General features: G+C 57.2%; 17 protein-coding genes, 1 tRNA gene and 1 riboswitch. Of the genes, 10 read left to right on the top strand and 8 right to left on the bottom strand.

Annotated elements, in window-relative coordinates; all coding sequences use genetic code 11:
* The first annotated feature begins 77 nt into the window (after nucleotides 1-77).
* From ALB80_RS13075 to ALB80_RS13060, 4 genes are all read left to right on the top strand, one after another.
* Nucleotides 78-1,028 (top strand): AraC family transcriptional regulator, encoded by a 951-nt coding sequence (locus tag ALB80_RS13075; RefSeq protein WP_050604527.1) that lies wholly within the window; start codon nucleotides 78-80, stop codon nucleotides 1,026-1,028.
* A 111-nt stretch (nucleotides 1,029-1,139) separates the two neighbouring features.
* Nucleotides 1,140-1,505, top strand: a complete 366-nt coding sequence (locus ALB80_RS13070; RefSeq protein ID WP_050604526.1) for a hypothetical protein — start codon at nucleotides 1,140-1,142, stop codon at nucleotides 1,503-1,505.
* Between the two features lie 137 nt (nucleotides 1,506-1,642).
* Nucleotides 1,643-3,211, top strand: a complete 1,569-nt coding sequence (locus ALB80_RS13065; RefSeq protein ID WP_050604525.1) for an alkaline phosphatase — start codon at nucleotides 1,643-1,645, stop codon at nucleotides 3,209-3,211.
* A gap of 209 nt (nucleotides 3,212-3,420) precedes the next feature.
* Nucleotides 3,421-3,639 (top strand): hypothetical protein, encoded by a 219-nt coding sequence (locus ALB80_RS13060; protein WP_157054211.1) that lies wholly within the window; start codon nucleotides 3,421-3,423, stop codon nucleotides 3,637-3,639.
* Nucleotides 3,640-3,674: 35 nt separating this feature from the next.
* Here the strand turns inward: ALB80_RS13060 and cobO are convergent, their stop codons facing one another.
* The 5 genes from cobO to ALB80_RS13035 all read right to left on the bottom strand — a co-directional run bounded on the left by cobO (nucleotide 3,675) and on the right by ALB80_RS13035 (nucleotide 7,624).
* Nucleotides 3,675-4,274: a cob(I)yrinic acid a,c-diamide adenosyltransferase gene (gene cobO / locus ALB80_RS13055; protein WP_050604523.1), complete on the bottom strand. Its 600-nt coding sequence runs from the start codon at nucleotides 4,272-4,274 to the stop codon at nucleotides 3,675-3,677.
* 56 nt (nucleotides 4,275-4,330) lie between these two features.
* Nucleotides 4,331-5,266, bottom strand: coding sequence for a DMT family transporter (locus ALB80_RS13050; RefSeq protein ID WP_050604522.1), 936 nt, complete (start codon nucleotides 5,264-5,266; stop codon nucleotides 4,331-4,333).
* A 45-nt stretch (nucleotides 5,267-5,311) separates the two neighbouring features.
* Nucleotides 5,312-5,974, bottom strand: a complete 663-nt coding sequence (locus tag ALB80_RS13045; RefSeq protein ID WP_050604521.1) for an HD domain-containing protein — start codon at nucleotides 5,972-5,974, stop codon at nucleotides 5,312-5,314.
* On the bottom strand, nucleotides 5,958-7,058 hold the full coding sequence (gene aroC / locus ALB80_RS13040; protein WP_050604520.1) for a chorismate synthase: 1,101 nt from the start codon (nucleotides 7,056-7,058) through the stop codon (nucleotides 5,958-5,960). The genes ALB80_RS13045 and aroC overlap by 17 nt, the downstream gene beginning before the upstream one ends.
* Nucleotides 7,059-7,183: 125 nt before the next feature.
* Complete coding sequence (locus ALB80_RS13035; RefSeq protein WP_050604688.1) at nucleotides 7,184-7,624, bottom strand: 6,7-dimethyl-8-ribityllumazine synthase; 441 nt, start codon at nucleotides 7,622-7,624, stop codon at nucleotides 7,184-7,186.
* Between the two features lie 129 nt (nucleotides 7,625-7,753).
* Nucleotides 7,754-7,953, bottom strand: a riboswitch (FMN riboswitch).
* A 54-nt stretch (nucleotides 7,954-8,007) separates the two neighbouring features.
* On the opposite strand from ALB80_RS13035, the gene ALB80_RS13025 reads away from it, so the two are divergent.
* Both ALB80_RS13025 and ALB80_RS13020 read left to right on the top strand, forming a co-directional pair.
* Nucleotides 8,008-8,622 carry an FMN-binding negative transcriptional regulator gene (locus ALB80_RS13025; RefSeq protein WP_050604518.1) on the top strand — a complete coding sequence of 205 codons (615 nt, stop codon included), beginning with the start codon at nucleotides 8,008-8,010 and terminating at the stop codon, nucleotides 8,620-8,622.
* 70 nt (nucleotides 8,623-8,692) lie between these two features.
* On the top strand, nucleotides 8,693-9,301 hold the full coding sequence (locus tag ALB80_RS13020; RefSeq protein ID WP_050604517.1) for a glutathione S-transferase: 609 nt from the start codon (nucleotides 8,693-8,695) through the stop codon (nucleotides 9,299-9,301).
* Between the two features lie 22 nt (nucleotides 9,302-9,323).
* Here ALB80_RS13020 and ALB80_RS13015 read toward each other — a convergent pair whose 3' ends face one another.
* Nucleotides 9,324-9,767, bottom strand: a complete 444-nt coding sequence (locus tag ALB80_RS13015) for a cytochrome c family protein (RefSeq protein WP_050604516.1) — start codon at nucleotides 9,765-9,767, stop codon at nucleotides 9,324-9,326.
* Nucleotides 9,768-10,231: 464 nt separating this feature from the next.
* Between ALB80_RS13015 and petA the strand changes: the two genes are divergently transcribed.
* The 3 genes from petA to ALB80_RS13000 are packed head-to-tail and all read left to right on the top strand — an operon-like array spanning nucleotide 10,232 to nucleotide 12,971.
* Nucleotides 10,232-10,816 (top strand): ubiquinol-cytochrome c reductase iron-sulfur subunit, encoded by a 585-nt coding sequence (petA, locus tag ALB80_RS13010; protein WP_050604515.1) that lies wholly within the window; start codon nucleotides 10,232-10,234, stop codon nucleotides 10,814-10,816.
* A 14-nt stretch (nucleotides 10,817-10,830) separates the two neighbouring features.
* Nucleotides 10,831-12,162, top strand: coding sequence for a cytochrome b (gene petB, locus ALB80_RS13005; protein WP_050604514.1), 1,332 nt, complete (start codon nucleotides 10,831-10,833; stop codon nucleotides 12,160-12,162).
* A gap of 17 nt (nucleotides 12,163-12,179) precedes the next feature.
* Entirely contained in the window at nucleotides 12,180-12,971 is a 792-nt protein-coding gene (locus tag ALB80_RS13000) for a cytochrome c1 (RefSeq protein ID WP_050604513.1), read from the top strand.
* A 141-nt stretch (nucleotides 12,972-13,112) separates the two neighbouring features.
* On the opposite strand, the gene mtaB is transcribed toward ALB80_RS13000, so the two are convergent.
* Entirely contained in the window at nucleotides 13,113-14,369 is a 1,257-nt protein-coding gene (mtaB, locus tag ALB80_RS12995; protein WP_050604512.1) for a tRNA (N(6)-L-threonylcarbamoyladenosine(37)-C(2))-methylthiotransferase MtaB, read from the bottom strand.
* On the bottom strand, nucleotides 14,366-15,199 hold the full coding sequence (gene dapF / locus ALB80_RS12990) for a diaminopimelate epimerase (protein WP_050604687.1): 834 nt from the start codon (nucleotides 15,197-15,199) through the stop codon (nucleotides 14,366-14,368). The genes mtaB and dapF overlap by 4 nt, the downstream gene beginning before the upstream one ends.
* Nucleotides 15,200-15,419: 220 nt before the next feature.
* Between dapF and ALB80_RS12985 the strand changes: the two genes are divergently transcribed.
* Nucleotides 15,420-15,495 (top strand) — tRNA-Lys (locus tag ALB80_RS12985).
* The last annotated feature ends 169 nt before the right edge of the window (nucleotides 15,496-15,664 follow it).

The raw sequence follows: 15,664 nt of genomic DNA, 5'->3' as shown, positions 1-15,664 counted from the left end.
TGTTGCAGAACGTGCAAATTATTGTGCAATCCGTCCGGTGATCTGGACGAATTGCCCGGATCACGTATGTTCAGCGCATGTTGGACCTTCTCAGCGATATTCTCACCCGCCTGTCCTTGCGAGGCACGTTTTACTTCCGCACATCGTTCACACCACCCTTCGGCATTCAGGTGCCGGGGTTCGAAAACGTGGCCCGGTTTCATTTTGTGCAGCGTGGCGAGCTCAAGGTATACGTCTCTACCACAGGGGAAACCCTGCGGCTAAGGCAGGGGGATCTGATATTGATCCCACACGGCGCACCACACGCGTTGCTATGTGCCGAGGTCAAGCCGCTGGATGCGTTGCCTCTGGAGCAGGTGCTGGAGATTGCGGGTTACACGGGCGACGGTGTGTTGGTTTATGGCGGTCATGATGAAGAACGGGATACGCAACTGATCTGCGGTCATTTCTCGTTCACTGGCCCAGCCGGACGAAAGGGCGCAGGGCACATGCTGATCGACCGCTTGCCGCCCTATATTCTGTTAGAAAACTATGGCGAAGAGGCCGGGTCGTGGATGGAATCGACCCTGCGTATGATTGGCTCTGAGGTTTCAGGCGCAAGGGTTGGCGGGGATCTGATCGCTTTGAAACTGTCCGAAGTTCTGTTTGCTCAGGCAATCCGGGCCTATCTGGAACGTCAGAGCCCACAGGATTCCGCGTTGGCAGGATTTGCTGATCTGCGCATCTCGCGGGCCCTGACCGCATTCCACCAAGCCCCGGCCGAGGATTGGAGCGTTGCGTCTTTGGCACGAGAAGCCGGTATGTCGCGCACTGCCTTTGCTCAGCTTTTTGCTGAGAAGATGGGGACAACACCGATGCAGTACCTCACGGACTGGCGGATGCAGATCGCCTGCCACGGCCTGACCGAGGCGCGTTGGAACGTGGCGGATGCAGCGGCCGAGGTTGGGTATGCCTCTGAAGCCGCGTTTTCGCGCGTTTTCAAGAAACAGGTTGGGTTGTCACCGGCGGTGTACCGCGCCACGCATTAATACGCCGAGTTTTCTGAACGATCTGCATGTTTTCTGAAACGATCAGGAATGCAACGTTCGGGTCAGGCTTCCTACTTTCTTTTCATCACTGATTGAGAAAAGGAAGCTCTTATGTCCCTGCGTTTCGTTACCCGCTCTGTCCACGCCTATCTGGATTACCCGGTTGCCATTGCACTGATGACGTTGCCGTTCCTGCTGGGGTTGGGTCAGTCTAACCCGTTGGCTCTGTGGCTTTCGGTTGTCACTGGCGTAGCCGCGTTTGTTCTCACAGTTCTCACAGATCACCATCTGGGTATCTGGCGTGTCCTGCCTTACAAGTTTCATCTGGCCGTAGACTTGATCGTCGGGATCACCTTCCTGTTTGCGCCCAGCGTTCTGGGTTTCTCAGGTTTGGATGCTGCATTCTATTGGCTGAACGGTGCGGCTGTGGTGCTGGTTATCTCGCTCAGCGCGCCCGAGCAGGAAGTCGCCGCCTGACGACGTTTTCCACACCAGTCATGGTATCATCATGATAGTGTCAAGAAACTGAGCCGCCGGTTTTACAAACCGGCGGCTCATATTGGTGCACCAATCGCGTGATCGAGGAATCGGTCATCAGACAGGAGAGCCCCACTATGACCAAGATCTTTCGCCCAAACCGCCGTTCTTTTCTGGCAGGCAGTACCGCCTTTGCTGCATCGCTGGCCATGCCAGCCATCAGCCGTGCCGCATCGCGCCCCGTGTTCACACACGGTGTTCAATCTGGCGATGTCGATACGACATCGGGCATGATCTGGACCCGCACTGATCGACCATCTCGCGTGATGATGGAAGTTTCGACTACTGAAAGCTTTGCGGACGCCCGCAAACTCGCGCCGATGGATGCCATTCCGAACAGCGATTTTGCCATCAAGCGCCTGGTCGAAGGTTTACCGTCAGATCAGGACATTTTCTACCGATTCGTTGCCGCCGATCTGAGCGACATCAATACAGTATCAGAGCCTATTATTGGGCAATTCCGCACCGCACCGACTTCACGCCGCAACGTTCGTTTTGCCTGGTCCGGTGACACGGCTGGGCAGGGATGGGGTATTGATGATGAAGGTATGCGCACATACGCAACCATGGCACAGCACAAGCCGGACTTCTTCATTCACTCAGGCGACACCGTCTATGCCGATGGCCCTATGAAGGATGAGGTCGAGAAGGACGGCCAGCTGATCTGGAAGAACTCGACCCTGATCGACGAGAAACGCAAAGTGGCCGAAACGCTGGACGAATTCCGCGCTCAGTGGAAATACAATATGATGGACGAACATGTGCGCGCCATGAACGCCGTTTGCCCGACCTTCTTCCAGTGGGATGACCATGAGGTTGTGAACAACTGGTCTGATGCAAAAGACCTGATTTCGGATGATCGGTACACCGAGAAGTCGGTGCATGTTCTGCAATCGCGCGCCGGGCGCGCCTTCCACGAAATGACACCGTTGCGCATCACGCCAGCAGAGCCCGGGCGTGTGTATCGCAAGATCTCGTACGGGCCGATGCTGGACGTCTTCTTCCTTGATCTACGCAGCTACCGTGGTCCGAACGGACCGTCGATGGAGGATGATATCACAGAACAGTCCCGCATTCTGGGCATCGAACAACTGGCATGGCTCAAGCAAGAGCTGGCGTCTTCGCAAGCGACTTGGAAGGTGATTGCCTCGGATATGCCAATTGGGCTGATCGTTTGGGACAATTGGAAAGAACAGGCCGGAGCAGAGGCGATTTCAAACGGTGATAGTGGACCGGCCAAGGGGCGCGAGTTGGAGATCGCTGATCTGCTTCGTTTCATCAAAACGGCTGGCGTCACCAACACGGTCTGGTTCACGGCGGATGTGCATTATACCGCTGCGCATTACTATGACCCTAACAAAGCTCAATTCCAGGATTTCGAGCCGTTTTGGGAGTTTGTTTCGGGCCCGCTGCACGCGGGAACTTTCGGTCCAAACGCGCTGGATGGCACATTCGGCCCCGAGGTCAAATTCGTCAAAGCACCCGCCGAGGGGCAGGGGGTAAACCTGCCGCCCAGTGAAGGTCTGCAGTTCTTTGGTCTGGTGGACATCGATGGCGAGACCGAGCAGATGACGGTTCGCCTGATGGACCGGGCAGATACCGAACTGTGGTCGGTTACGCTGGACCCGCAAAATCGCGCGCTCTGATTTCCGGTACGAACCTGTCTAGCACCCCGAGTTATTTTCGGGGTGTTTTTTGACTTGAAAATTCCGACTAAAACAGTCAGGTTGCAGGCGGCGCCAGATGATGTACCATCAAGCTCAAAGTTTCGGGGTGGTTTGCAGGCTTAGCATGATCTTGGTGAGAGCCTGCCGCCGCTCCGGAAACGACTCTGTCTGATCAGAACGAGGTTAAAATGCGCGAGTCTCTAGATGAATTAATGGCACGCCATGACGCACTGGCTTCGTGTGGATGCACCTGTTGCGACAGTGACTATTGCGCCTATGTCGACCGCCAAAAGCCGCGCCGCGACAATGTCGAAGCGACGCCGCCTGAAAGATCAGAAGTTGGTGATCTTACCCCACGTGCCTCGCTTAGACAGATTCTTGAAACGACCCTGAGCCGCTTTGGCTGATTGACGTGCTCCAGAAGGCCTAAGTCAGATACAGATCAAAAGTCTACGCCGCGCTGTGCTTTGATCCCCGCCTGGAACGGGTGTTTTTCTTCGGTCATTTCAGTGACCAGATCAGCATAGTCTCGCAGCGCCTGTGGGGCATCACGACCAGTTAGGAACACACTGGTCTTGTCCGACCGCGCGTTCAGGCCGTCGATCACTTGTTCTACTGTCAAGTATTCATAGCGAAGGGCGATGTTGATCTCATCCAGTACAACCAGATCGTATTCGCCACTGGACATCAGGGCGCGCGCCTTGTCGAAAGCGGCGTTTGCGGCGGCGATGTCGCGCTCGCGATCCTGCGTATCCCAGGTAAAACCTTCACCCATCGTGTGCCATGTGACCAGATCGCGTTCCTCAAAGAAGCGGCGCTCGCCTGTTTTCCACTTGCCTTTGATGAATTGTACCACGGCGACCTTCTGGCCCCAGCCCAGCGCACGGATAACCACGCCAAAGGCGGCCGAAGATTTGCCTTTGCCCTTGCCGGTGTTGATCAAAACCAGACCGCGACCGGGGTCGACCGCCTCGGACACTTTCTTGCGGTGCTTGGCTTGCACCTTCTGCATCTTTTCCTTGTGATCCTGCGTGTCGCTCATGGGGGAACCTCTTTGATTGTCCGGCCCAACCTAGGGGAAGATTACAAAAGGTAAAGTCACGCTTTGGGGTCCGTAACCGACCGGGCCTTGCCGCGCTCGAGCCCCAACTGGTGTTCACGCCAGATCACAACGACATTGCCGGCGATTACCAATGCAGCCCCGATCAGGATTGCAAGCGTTGGAAGTTCGTCAAACCAGACATAGCCGATCACAATCGCAAACAGCATGGTCGCATAGTCATAAGGTGCCAGCATCGAAGCCTGACCAAAGCGGTAAGAGGACGTGACCAGAATCTGCGCAACCCCGCCGATCAGGCCCATCATGACCAGAATTAGAGCCTGATTCCACGTTGGCATTGACCACCCCCAGAACGCTGTCAGCGCCGACAGTAGCGTCGCGGTCATCGAGAAATAGAAGACAATTGCTGCAGGATGATCGACTTTGACCAATTGCCGGATATGGATCTGAACAAAAGCCCGAGCGATAGTAGCCCCCAAAACGCACAGCGCGCCGACGGTGGCGGCGACCTCCATCTCGGTGCTGCCCAGGCGCGGCCAAATCATGATCAGGACCCCTAACAGGCCAAGAGCCACCGCGCCGATGCGGATCAGGCGAATCCGTTCTCCCAGCATCACAGCAGCCAGAATCAGGGTGAAGATTGGCGTGGCATAACCAATTGCCGTCACTTCGGGCAACGGCAGCAAGCTGAGGCCGGTGAAAGTAAGCCCCATGGCGCCGGTTCCCAGAACACCGCGCCAGAAATGGCCCATGGGTTTCTTGACCACAAAGCCTCTGGACAACTCTCCACGCGCGATGAGCCAAACAATGATGACAGGAATCGCAAACAGGGAACGGAAAAACACCAACTGGCCCGGAGGAAACTCGTCCGATAGCGCTTTGACCACGGCGGACATCGACGTGAAAAGGAACAGAGCGCCCAGTTTCAGCGTAACTGCCAGCAGAGGTCGATGCGATGTTAAGGGTTTTGTCATCGGCGCGAACCTGCGCCTTTGGCGGACAAAGATCAACGGTTGGGTTTAGTTATTCACCCAGGATTGAGGCAGGGAATTGCCGATTTCTTCGGCGAATTCTTTAAGAAAGCGGATCATACGCTCGGTGCGTTGTTCGGCAATCTGCCTTCCGGTCTCGGTCAGCATGTCACCGGGCAGGGACAGCAGCTTGACCTTCCAATGGTCGAGTGAGAAATGCAGGTCGTCCAGAGACCGGTTTTGGGCAAAAGGATCTGCCGGATCATAAAGTGTGCGCCCCAAAGCACCGGAGACGGAAAAGTTACGGGCGATACCGATGGCACCCAAGGCGTCAAGTCGATCTGCATCGCGCAGAATGCGCGCTTCGGCCGTTTTTGGGATGATATTGGCCGAGAAGCTATGGGCTTCGATCGCGTGTTGGATGGCACGGATCTGGGTCGAATTATATCCTAGTTCCGCCAAAATAGGCTCTGATATCGCTGCGGATCTGCGAGAGGCCAGATGCCGGTCCGGATCGTCCTTTGGCAGATTTACAAGATCATGCAGATAACTTGCGGCCAGCAAAACCGACATATCGGTTTTTTTATCCGCGATGGCCTGCGCGTTGGTCCAAACACGATCCAGATGGGCCAGATCATGGGCCGGATCGGTTTCCATGCGGTGCGCGACCACCGCCCGCAGGCGCGTGCGCAGATCAGCCGATCCGTCCACGGTTCTCTCCGATCTGGCCACGATGCAGCAGCAGGTGGTCGAGGATCACGCAGGCCATCATCGCCTCCCCCACTGGAACGGCTCGGATACCAACGCAGGGGTCATGACGGCCTTTGGTAATGATCTCGGTTTCCTCGCCCGATTTCGTGATTGTCTTTCGTGTTGTCAGGATTGACGAGGTCGGCTTGACCGCGAAACGCACCACGATGTCTTGTCCGGTCGAGATACCGCCCAGAATGCCACCGGAGTGGTTCGAGCTGTATTGTGGACCATTCTGGCCCATGAAGATTTCATCCGCGTTGGCTTCGCCTGTCAGTTCAGCGGCAGCCATGCCTTCGCCAATCTCGACGCCCTTGACGGCGTTGATGGACATCATCGAGGCGGCCAGATCAGTGTCTAACTTGGCATATACTGGCGCACCGATCCCGGCGGGGACACCACGCGCGACGACCTCGACTACGGCACCGACTGAGTTGCCGGACTTACGCAGGTCGTCCAGATACGCGGCCCAATCTTCTGCGGCTGATGCGTCGGGCGTCCAGAACGGGTTCTGTTCGATCTGAGACCAGTCGAACTTAGCGCGATCAATCTTATGCGGTCCGATCTGGGTCATGTAACCCGAGATCTGCACATTGGGCGCAATCTGCTTAATCGCCTCGCGTGCCAGTCCTCCAGCGGCGACACGTGACGCGGTTTCCCGCGCCGAACTGCGCCCGCCACCGCGATAGTCGCGGATCCCGTATTTCTGCCAGTAAGTGATATCGGCGTGGCCCGGACGAAACTTGTCCATGATATCACCGTAGTCTTTCGACCGTTGATCGGTGTTCTCGATCATCAGTTGGACGGGTGTGCCAGTAGTCTGGCCCTCAAACACGCCCGAGAGGATTTTCACCTGATCGGGTTCGCGCCGTTGGGTGGTGAACTTGTTCTGCCCCGGTTTGCGCTTGTCCAGCCAGTGCTGGATCATGGCTTCGTCGATTGCAACGCCCGGAGGGCACCCGTCGACCGTGGCGCCCAAAGCAGGGCCGTGGCTTTCACCCCAAGTGGTGACGCGGAAAAGATGTCCAAAGCTGTTCATCGACATGGGGTGTACTCCTTTGAGGGTTGTGATTAGCGGGCAAGGCCCCCGGCCTCAAGCGGATTTGGCCTTTGATGACGTGAACGCCGCCCGGTGGGCGGCGCATTTGAGTATTTGGGAAAAGATGAAGCTCAGGCGGCCTGCGCGACTTTCGCGCGGGTGTCTGCGATCATCAGCGCGGCCTGAGCCGCTTCGCGCCCTTTCTGAACGAAATGGTCGCGGTAGATGGCGTTGTGGTGGTCGGTCTCCTGATATTGATGCGGCGTCAGCGAGACGGACAGGACGGGTATACCCGTGTCCATTCCAGCGCGCATCAATCCATCGACGACGGCCTGTGCGACGAAATCGTGCCTGTAGATGCCGCCATCGACGACAAAAGCGGCACAGGTAACGGCTGCGTATTTGCCGGTTTGGGCCAGGTCGCGGGCCAGCAGGGGCATTTCGAACGCGCCGGGGACATCGAAGACATCGACCTGATCGGCGGGAATGAGCTCCAAAAACCCATCCAACGCGCGGTCGACGATATCGGAATGCCAGTTGGCTTTGATGAAGGCATAGCGGGTGTGTGTCATCATGATCTCCTTTCAGTTTGGTGGCCTGCTGGCGGTCGCGAAAATCGATTCTCACTTTTTACCGCCAGCACGGTATGACACGTCACCCAAGGCGATCACGGGCAAGCACGCCGCTGGGCGGCGCTACTCACACGTTCTCTTTCATCCGGACTGTAACCGTCGGCTCTGGCTTCTCACCAGATCTGCTGACACCCTTTGGTGCTTCTACAATTTGTCCGAAAACCGGTTTCCACTTTTCGGATCGTAGACACTGCGGGGCCGCTCGCGGGCTTACGGATCATCGCCCGCATACCGCCGGTGGGGAATTTCGCCCCGCCCTGAGAACAAGTTGGACCTTGCATAGATCGGACCCTGTCTGCAACAGATTTGACAGGAGGACCACCATGCACCCGAACCCCGCCTTCCGCGCCGAGGACCGCGCGCGCCACATTGATTTTGCACGTGACCGAGGATTCGGCGTGCTGGCATTATCTGCGGTTGGTGCCCCCCTGTTGAGCCACGTGCCGTTTCTTTTGTCAGATGATGGTCGGGTGGTCGAGCTGCATCTTGTACGCTCAAATCCCATCGTGCGGGCGCTGCGCACGCCGAAAAACGTCAAGATCGCGGTGCAAGGGCCAGATGGGTATATCTCGCCGGATTGGTATGAGGTGGAGGATCAGGTTCCGACCTGGAACTACGTGGCCGTGCATTTGACCGGGCAGCTGGAGCTGCGTCCACAGGACGAGATGTTGGATCTTTTGAACAGGCAATCGGCTTTCTTTGAAGAGCGCCTGCTGCCTAAACTGCCATGGGGTACGGGCAAGATGTCAGACGAGGCTCTGACCAAGATGATGCGGATGATCGTGCCATGCCGAATGCAGGTCGAGGATATTCAGGGCACATGGAAGTTGAGCCAGAACAAGACCGATGATGCGCGCGCCCGGGCATCTGAACAGGTTGCGTCCTCGGGGGTCGGGTCCGAACTGACGGCTCTGCAAGAGTTGATGCACAAGGCTTAGCCGTCGGTAAAGTGTAGTCTTTTGTTTTTGCGGACCTCCTGTAAGGTCGGCGCAAACAGGGAGTCCGCCGATGAAACTCTACCACAGTCTGACGTCGCCCTATGTGCGCAAAGTCATGGTTTTGCTGCATGAAACAGATCAGCTTGAAGATGTTGAGCTGGAGACGGTGGCTGGAACGCCGATTGCACCGGCTGAGTCGCTGGTCAGCAAGGCGCCTTTGACCAAAGTTCCGGCGCTGGAACGCCCGGATGGTCCGACATTGTTCGATAGCCGCGTGATCTGCGCATTTCTGGATGCCCGTTCCGGCGGAAAGCTTTATCCTGAGAATGCTGGTCGTTGGGACGTTCTGACGCTCGAGGCGCTGGCCGATGGGATTCTGGATGCGGCCCTTTTGATGACTTACGAGGATCGTCTGCGCCCAGAAGACAAAAAGTGGAACGCCTGGATCGAGTCGCAGTGGGTCAAGATCGATCGTGCTTGCGCGGTTCTGAACCAGCGCTGGATGGCGCATTTGTCCGGCCCGCTGGACATGGGGCAGGTCGCTGTCGGCTGCGCGCTGGGCTATCTGGATCTGCGCCACGATGCGCGGGGTTGGCGCGAGGGCAATGATGCGCTTGCAACCTGGTTTGCGGAATTTGGCGAGCGACCCAGTATGGTGGCCACCCGCCCACCGGGCTAAGGCATCCGCAGCCGCGCCTGCGTTACTGGCTGAACGTCGCCAGATACGCGGCGATATCTTCTGCACCCTTCTTGAGCTTGACGCTCATGTTTGGGCGGGCGGTATCGTCATCGAGGTAGTCCTTGATGAACCCGATCGGGTCTTTGGAGTAGGCCGCAATGTTTTCTTCGGTCCAGACCAAACCTTCTTCACCGGCGCGGATCATGTCATCGGTGAACATTCCAACCGGCAAGCGTTCACTACCATAACGGTAGTCGTTCTCGGATCCGGCGACTCGCCCGATAACGCCATAGAGATTCGGCCCGGTGATTCCACCTTTGACCAGCACTTCTCCGTCCTTGATGATGGCATGGCACGAGGAGCAGCGGTTATACATCGCCTTTCCCTTTTCGGGATCACCTGCGGCAAGGGCCTGATTGGATAGGGCCAATGTAAACACAGCAGTGGCCAGGAGGGTTTTTGACATGGGGGGTCTCCTTACTGGAGTTCGCGCGTTTTGCCTGCTGTCCTGTATTCGCGCAAAAAGTGCAACGAAGTAAAAGTGCACAATTTGCAATTTAAATCATCTATTTCGGGAATATGATTTTCCTGAAAACAATCCAGTTCCTGCCGGCTTGATTGTGAGCATCCAACGCGCAAATCAGTGGTGCACAAAATGAAAAATACATACCTGTTAGAACGTATTGAGGGCATGCGCTGGCAATCGAATCAAGCTGGCCTGATTCGAGCTCACGAACAAAGTTGAGCGCGAGATTCACCAAAAAAACAGCTCCGGTAGCCATATGAAGCGGCACATGCGGCGTATTGCGCGTTTATGAACGCTGGACGAACACTATTCTCCCCGATAGTAAGCGCGTTTAAGACGCCGCTTTCACGCGGTGCGCGAGCTTTTTGCCCGTCCGCGGGCGCCAGACAACCGGAGATAACCTCGTGTCCCACGCAGAAGACCACGAAGGCACCCGCAGAGATTTCCTGTATTACGTCGCTGGCGGCGCAGGTGTCGTTGCGACGGGTGCAGCCGTATGGCCCCTGATCAACCAAATGAACCCGTCAGCAGACGTGCAGGCGCTGTCGTCGATCCGCACGGATGTAAGCGGGGTCGAGCCGGGTACACAGCTGACCGTTAAGTGGCTGGGCAAACCCGTCTTTATCCGCCACCGCACTGGTGCCGAGATTGCCGACGCGCAGCAGCAGGACGAGGAAGCCGTTGGCAACCTGCCTGATCCGCTGGCACGGAACTTCAACCTGAATCCGGATGCACCTGCAACTGACGCCAACCGCGTGATGCCTTCGCCCGAAGGCGAAGCGGCAGGTGCCTGGATCGTTCAGATGGGCGTATGTACGCACCTCGGTTGTGTGCCTCTGGGAGATGCTGGCGACTTTGGTGGCTGGTTCTGCCCCTGCCACGGTTCGCACTACGACCTTGCCGGTCGTATCCGTAAAGGCCCCGCGCCTGAGAACCTGCCTGTCCCGCCTGTTGAGTGGGTCGACGCAACAACCATCAAACTCGGCTAAGGGAGACCCAGTTTATGTCCGGAATTCCCCACGATCACTACGAGCCGAAGTCAAACGGCGAGAAGTGGCTGAACAGCCGTCTGCCGATCGTCGGCCTGCTGTATGACACCCTGATGATCCCAACCCCCAAGAACCTGAACTGGTGGTGGATCTGGGGCATCGTCCTGGCCTTCTGCCTGGCGCTGCAAATCGTCACCGGTATCGTTCTGGTGATGCACTATACCCCACATGTCGATCTGGCCTTCGCCAGCATCGAGCACATCATGCGCAACGTGAATGGCGGCTATATGCTGCGCTACATTCACATGAATGGCGCTTCGCTGTTCTTTGTTGCGGTCTACATCCATATCTTCCGCGGCCTGTTCTACGGTTCGTACAAAGCCCCGCGTGAGATCACGTGGATCATCGGTATGCTGATCTATCTGATGATGATGGGCACTGCCTTCATGGGCTACGTTCTGCCCTGGGGTCAGATGTCCTTCTGGGGTGCGACTGTTATCACCGGCCTGTTTGGCGCGATCCCGTTTGTCGGCGAAGCGATCCAGACCTGGTTGCTGGGCGGACCCGCGGTGGACAATGCCACGCTGAACCGCTTCTTCTCGCTGCACTACCTGCTGCCTTTCGTTATCGCGGCGCTGGTGATCGTGCACATCTGGGCTTTCCACACCACCGGCAACAACAACCCGACAGGTGTTGAGGTTCGCCGTGGCTCGAAAGCCGAGGCCGAGAAAGACACGCTGCCGTTCTGGCCATATTTCGTGATCAAGGACCTGTTCGCGCTGGCCGTTATCCTGGTCGTGTTCTGGGCCATCGTCGGCTACATGCCGAACTATCTGGGCCACCCGGACAACTACATCGAAGCCAACCCGCTGGTGACACCGGCGCATATCGTGCCCGAATGGTACTTCCTGCCGTTCTACGCGATCCTGCGGGCCTTCACCGGTGAGGTCTGGGTTGTTCAGTTCGCCAGCTTCATCACCGGCGGCATCGTCGACGCCAAGTTCTTTGGTGTGATCGCGATGTTCGGTGCGATCCTGGCTATGGCGCTGGCGCCCTGGCTGGACACGTCGAGCGTGCGTTCGGGCAAGTACCGTCCGATGTTCAAATGGTGGTTCTACCTGCTGATCATCGACTTCTTTGCCCTGATGTGGCTGGGTGCGATGCCTGCGGAAGAGCCCTATGCGACCTTCTCGCTGATCGCGTCCGCCTACTGGTTCGCCTATTTCTTCGTGATCCTGCCGATCCTCGGTGTGATCGAGAAGCCTCTGGCACAGCCCGAGACGATCGAAGAAGACTTCAACGCGCATTATGGCAAGGCTGACGCCGACGCCACGCCGGCCGAGTAAGAAGAGGGACCGGAAACATGTTCAAGAAACTTGCAATCGGCGCCGCGTTTGCTCTGGCCCTGACCCCTGCTGCATCCATTGCGGCAGGCGGCGGTGAGCAGCATATTGAAGATTTCGCCTTCTCGTTCGAAGGCCCCTTCGGTACCTGGGATCAACATCAGCTGCAGCGCGGCCTGCAGATCTATACCGAGGTCTGTGCCGCCTGCCATGGCCTGCAATATGTACCTCTGCGCGATCTGACAGCGCTGGGCTATTCGGAAGAAGAAGTTATCGCTTATGCAGCAGAAAACTTCGAAGTGTTCGACCCTGAGCTGGACGACTTCCGCCCGGCAATCCCGACAGACCATTTCCCGGCCAATACCGGTGTTGGCGCACCGGACCTGAGCCTGATGGCCAAGGCCCGCGCGGGCTTCCACGGGCCTTACGGTCTGGGCATCAATCAACTGGTAAAAGGCATGGGCGGTGCCGAGTACATCGCCTCGCTGCTGGACGGCTACACCGGTGAAGAGAAAGAAGAGGCAGGCTCTGTCCTCTACGAAAACAAAGCCTTCCCCGGCGGGTGGATTTCGATGGCACCGCCGCTATCGGACGAACAGGTCGACTTTGCTGACGGACATTCAAACTCTGTCGAACACATGTCGGAAGACGTCTCAGCCTTCCTGATGTGGGCGGCCGAGCCGAAGATGATGGAGCGCAAGAACGCTGGCTTTGTTGGCGTGATCTTCCTGACCGTACTTTCGGTGCTGCTCTATCTGGTTAACAAGCGCCTTTGGGCACCGCATAAAGGCAAGCTTCGCAAAGAAGATTGATCTTTTTCGGGAGATAGAAATCGAAACCCCCGCGCCGTCAGGTTGCGGGGGTTTTTGTTTGAGGTTGGGCCAAAGGGGCCAGCCCCTTCTTGGCCTTCGGCCAATTCATCCCCGAGATATTTTTGGCCAGATGAAGGTGGATCAGGCTGTAAGCTGGGTCGCGGTCTGTCCGGTGATTGCCGTGATTACGATCTGACCTTCGGGCTGAGGCGTGTCGAAGGTTACTTCGGTGAATTGCTCGGTCCGGCCCATATGAGGGTTTTCCATCAGGATGTGATGGGTCTTGCCGAACTGTTCCGACAGGTGCCTGGATACCTGAGCGTCTCCGGCCGCGCGCAGTCGGGCGGCGCGGTCTTTGATGACGGTCCCATTTATCTGCTGTGGGATCCGCGCAGCTGGTGTGCCGTCGCGTTTGGAATACGGGAATACGTGCAGCCATGTCAGGTCACAATCATTGACCAGCTTGAGCGAGTTTTCGAAATGCGCTTCGGTCTCTGTTGGAAAGCCCGCGATGATATCCGCACCGAAGGTCATATCAGGGCGCAGTTTCCGCGCGTCTTCAGTAAATCGGATGGCATCATCGCGCAGGTGGCGGCGTTTCATCCGCTTCAGGATCAGGTCATCCCCGTGTTGCAGCGACAGATGCAGGTGCGGCATCAGGCGTGGCTCGGTCGCTATAGCCTGCATCAAGTTCTCGTCGACCTCGATCGAGTCGATCGAACTGATCCGCAGGCGTGGCAAATCTGGCACCAGCTTGAGAATGCGCATCACCAGATCGCCCAGTTTGGGTTGAGCGGGCAGGTCGGCCCCCCAAGAGGTCAGGTCAACGCCGGTCAAAACCACCTCGTTATAGCCTTTGTCGACCAGCCTCTTGATCTGATCCACCACAACACCTGCGGGCACGCTGCGCGAGTTGCCCCGGCCGTAGGGAATGATGCAAAAGGTACAGCGGTGGTCACACCCGTTTTGGACCTGCACATAGGCACGTGAACGTGTACCAAAGCCGTCGATCAGGTGGCCGGCCGTTTCGGTGACTGACATGATGTCGTCGACCTGAACTGACTCGGTCTCGCCAATGAAATCGGCTGCCATACCTTTCCAGGTGTCGGGCTGCATCTTCTCGGTATTGCCGATGACCGCATCGACCTCGTCCATTTGGGCAAAGGTCTCGGGTTCCGTTTGGGCGGCGCAGCCCGTGACGATCAGACGGGCGTGGGGGTTTTCGCGCCGCAGCTTGCGAATCTCTTGCCGGGCTTTGCGGACAGCCTCGGCTGTGACCGCGCATGTGTTCACCACCACTGCATCCGTCAGACCCGCCTGCTGCGACAGTTCTTTCATCGCCTCGGTCTCATAGGCGTTCAGGCGGCAGCCCAGAGTGGTAAACTTGGGCGGGTTCATCCCAGCGACCTCAAGAATTCCGGTGTCAGCGTGCCCGAAAAGACATGGGCTGTTGGCCCGGTCATCCAGACTCCGTCCTCGCGCCAGTCGATCCAGAGAGTACCGCCGTCCAGGTCGATCTGAACTTTACGACCGGTTAGCCCGCGCCGTGCCGCGGCGACGGCTGTTGCACAAGACGAAGAGCCGGAGGCGAGGGTGATGCCTACTCCGCGTTCCCACACCCGCATTCGGATGCGGTCCGGCCCTGTAATCTGCGCCACCTGCACATTGGTCCTTTCAGGATAGAGGGGATGGTATTCATAGCGCGCGCCGAACTCCGCCAGCGGGATCGCCTCGGCGTTTTCGACGAAGAATGTGCAATGGGGGTTGCCCATGCCGGTTGCCGTTGGCGCCCCTTCAATCGGCAGTTCCAACGTATCCATCTGTTCGGCCAATGGGATTTCGTCCCATTTCAGCTGGGGTGACCCCATGTTGACCGATGTCAGCCCTTCGCCCTCATCTTGCGCGTAGAGCGTTCCACGTTCGGTGGTCAAAGTTAGCTCCCCGCTTCCAGCCTCATCCATCAGAAACCGCGCGATGCAGCGTGTGGCATTGCCACAGGCGGCCGAGGTCGATCCATCGGAATTGTAGAAGACCAGATGCGCGTCCGCTTTGCCATTTTCGATTACGGCCAGTTGGTCGAAACCCACACCAAAGTGTCGATGCCCGATTCCTTTTGCGAGAGCCGGGGTGATCTGGAAATCGCGGCCGCGCGCGTCCACGATGACAAAGTCATTTCCCAACCCATGCATCTTCATGAAGGGCAAACCGGTATCGAGTCTCTGTTGCATAGCGGCGATATAACCCCGGTCAGAACATGAATCCACCCTGTTGCGCAGAATCCTGAAAAAAGGGGTTGACCCCCCTGCGACACCTGCCTAATTAGGCCGCCTATCGGGTCGCCGGAAACACAAGTTGTGATGGTGAAACGAGGCGTAAAATAAGGGCTTGAACCTGATCAGGGAATTGCCTTAAAGAGCGCCACGGATCTAAAAGATCCAGCAAAAGAGTGGGCCGTTAGCTCAGTTGGTAGAGCAACTGACTTTTAATCAGTGGGTCGCAGGTTCGAATCCTGCACGGCTCACCACTCCAAACCTCAATAAAATATGACTTAATCCGCTGAAATACTGAGGTTGCCCGGGGCTATTTGTATTGCGCGCGCAGTGCGTGTTTGCGCGTGTTTGGGCACGACAATGCAGCCAAATCTGGAAAAAACCTGGAAGAAACCTTAGGTTCTTAGTGGGATCAGCCACTGC

The sequence above is a fragment of the Ruegeria sp. 6PALISEP08 genome (genome assembly GCF_001238295.1).
In the GTDB taxonomy this organism is placed as follows: Bacteria; Pseudomonadota; Alphaproteobacteria; order Rhodobacterales; family Rhodobacteraceae; genus Ruegeria.
Note: the sequence above shows the minus strand (reverse complement) of the source record. Positions and strands in the feature narration are given on the sequence as shown.

Bases quoted from the DNA above. Each gene is read 5' to 3' on its own strand.
- ALB80_RS13035 (WP_050604688.1), bottom strand. From the start codon at position 7,624: ATGACACACACCCGCTATGCCTTCATCAAAGCCAACTGGCATTCCGAT.
- ALB80_RS13000 (WP_050604513.1), top strand. From the start codon at position 12,180: ATGTTCAAGAAACTTGCAATCGGCGCCGCGTTTGCTCTGGCCCTGACC.
- petB (WP_050604514.1), top strand. From the start codon at position 10,831: ATGTCCGGAATTCCCCACGATCACTACGAGCCGAAGTCAAACGGCGAG.
- dapF (WP_050604687.1), bottom strand. From the start codon at position 15,199: ATGCAACAGAGACTCGATACCGGTTTGCCCTTCATGAAGATGCATGGG.
- ALB80_RS13070 (WP_050604526.1), top strand. From the start codon at position 1,140: ATGTCCCTGCGTTTCGTTACCCGCTCTGTCCACGCCTATCTGGATTAC.
- mtaB (WP_050604512.1), bottom strand. From the start codon at position 14,369: ATGAACCCGCCCAAGTTTACCACTCTGGGCTGCCGCCTGAACGCCTAT.
- ALB80_RS13020 (WP_050604517.1), top strand. From the start codon at position 8,693: ATGAAACTCTACCACAGTCTGACGTCGCCCTATGTGCGCAAAGTCATG.
- ALB80_RS13060 (WP_157054211.1), top strand. From the start codon at position 3,421: ATGCGCGAGTCTCTAGATGAATTAATGGCACGCCATGACGCACTGGCT.
- ALB80_RS13075 (WP_050604527.1), top strand. From the start codon at position 78: ATGTTGGACCTTCTCAGCGATATTCTCACCCGCCTGTCCTTGCGAGGC.
- ALB80_RS13065 (WP_050604525.1), top strand. From the start codon at position 1,643: ATGACCAAGATCTTTCGCCCAAACCGCCGTTCTTTTCTGGCAGGCAGT.
- ALB80_RS13015 (WP_050604516.1), bottom strand. From the start codon at position 9,767: ATGTCAAAAACCCTCCTGGCCACTGCTGTGTTTACATTGGCCCTATCC.
- ALB80_RS13050 (WP_050604522.1), bottom strand. From the start codon at position 5,266: ATGACAAAACCCTTAACATCGCATCGACCTCTGCTGGCAGTTACGCTG.
- ALB80_RS13025 (WP_050604518.1), top strand. From the start codon at position 8,008: ATGCACCCGAACCCCGCCTTCCGCGCCGAGGACCGCGCGCGCCACATT.
- cobO (WP_050604523.1), bottom strand. From the start codon at position 4,274: ATGAGCGACACGCAGGATCACAAGGAAAAGATGCAGAAGGTGCAAGCC.
- aroC (WP_050604520.1), bottom strand. From the start codon at position 7,058: ATGTCGATGAACAGCTTTGGACATCTTTTCCGCGTCACCACTTGGGGT.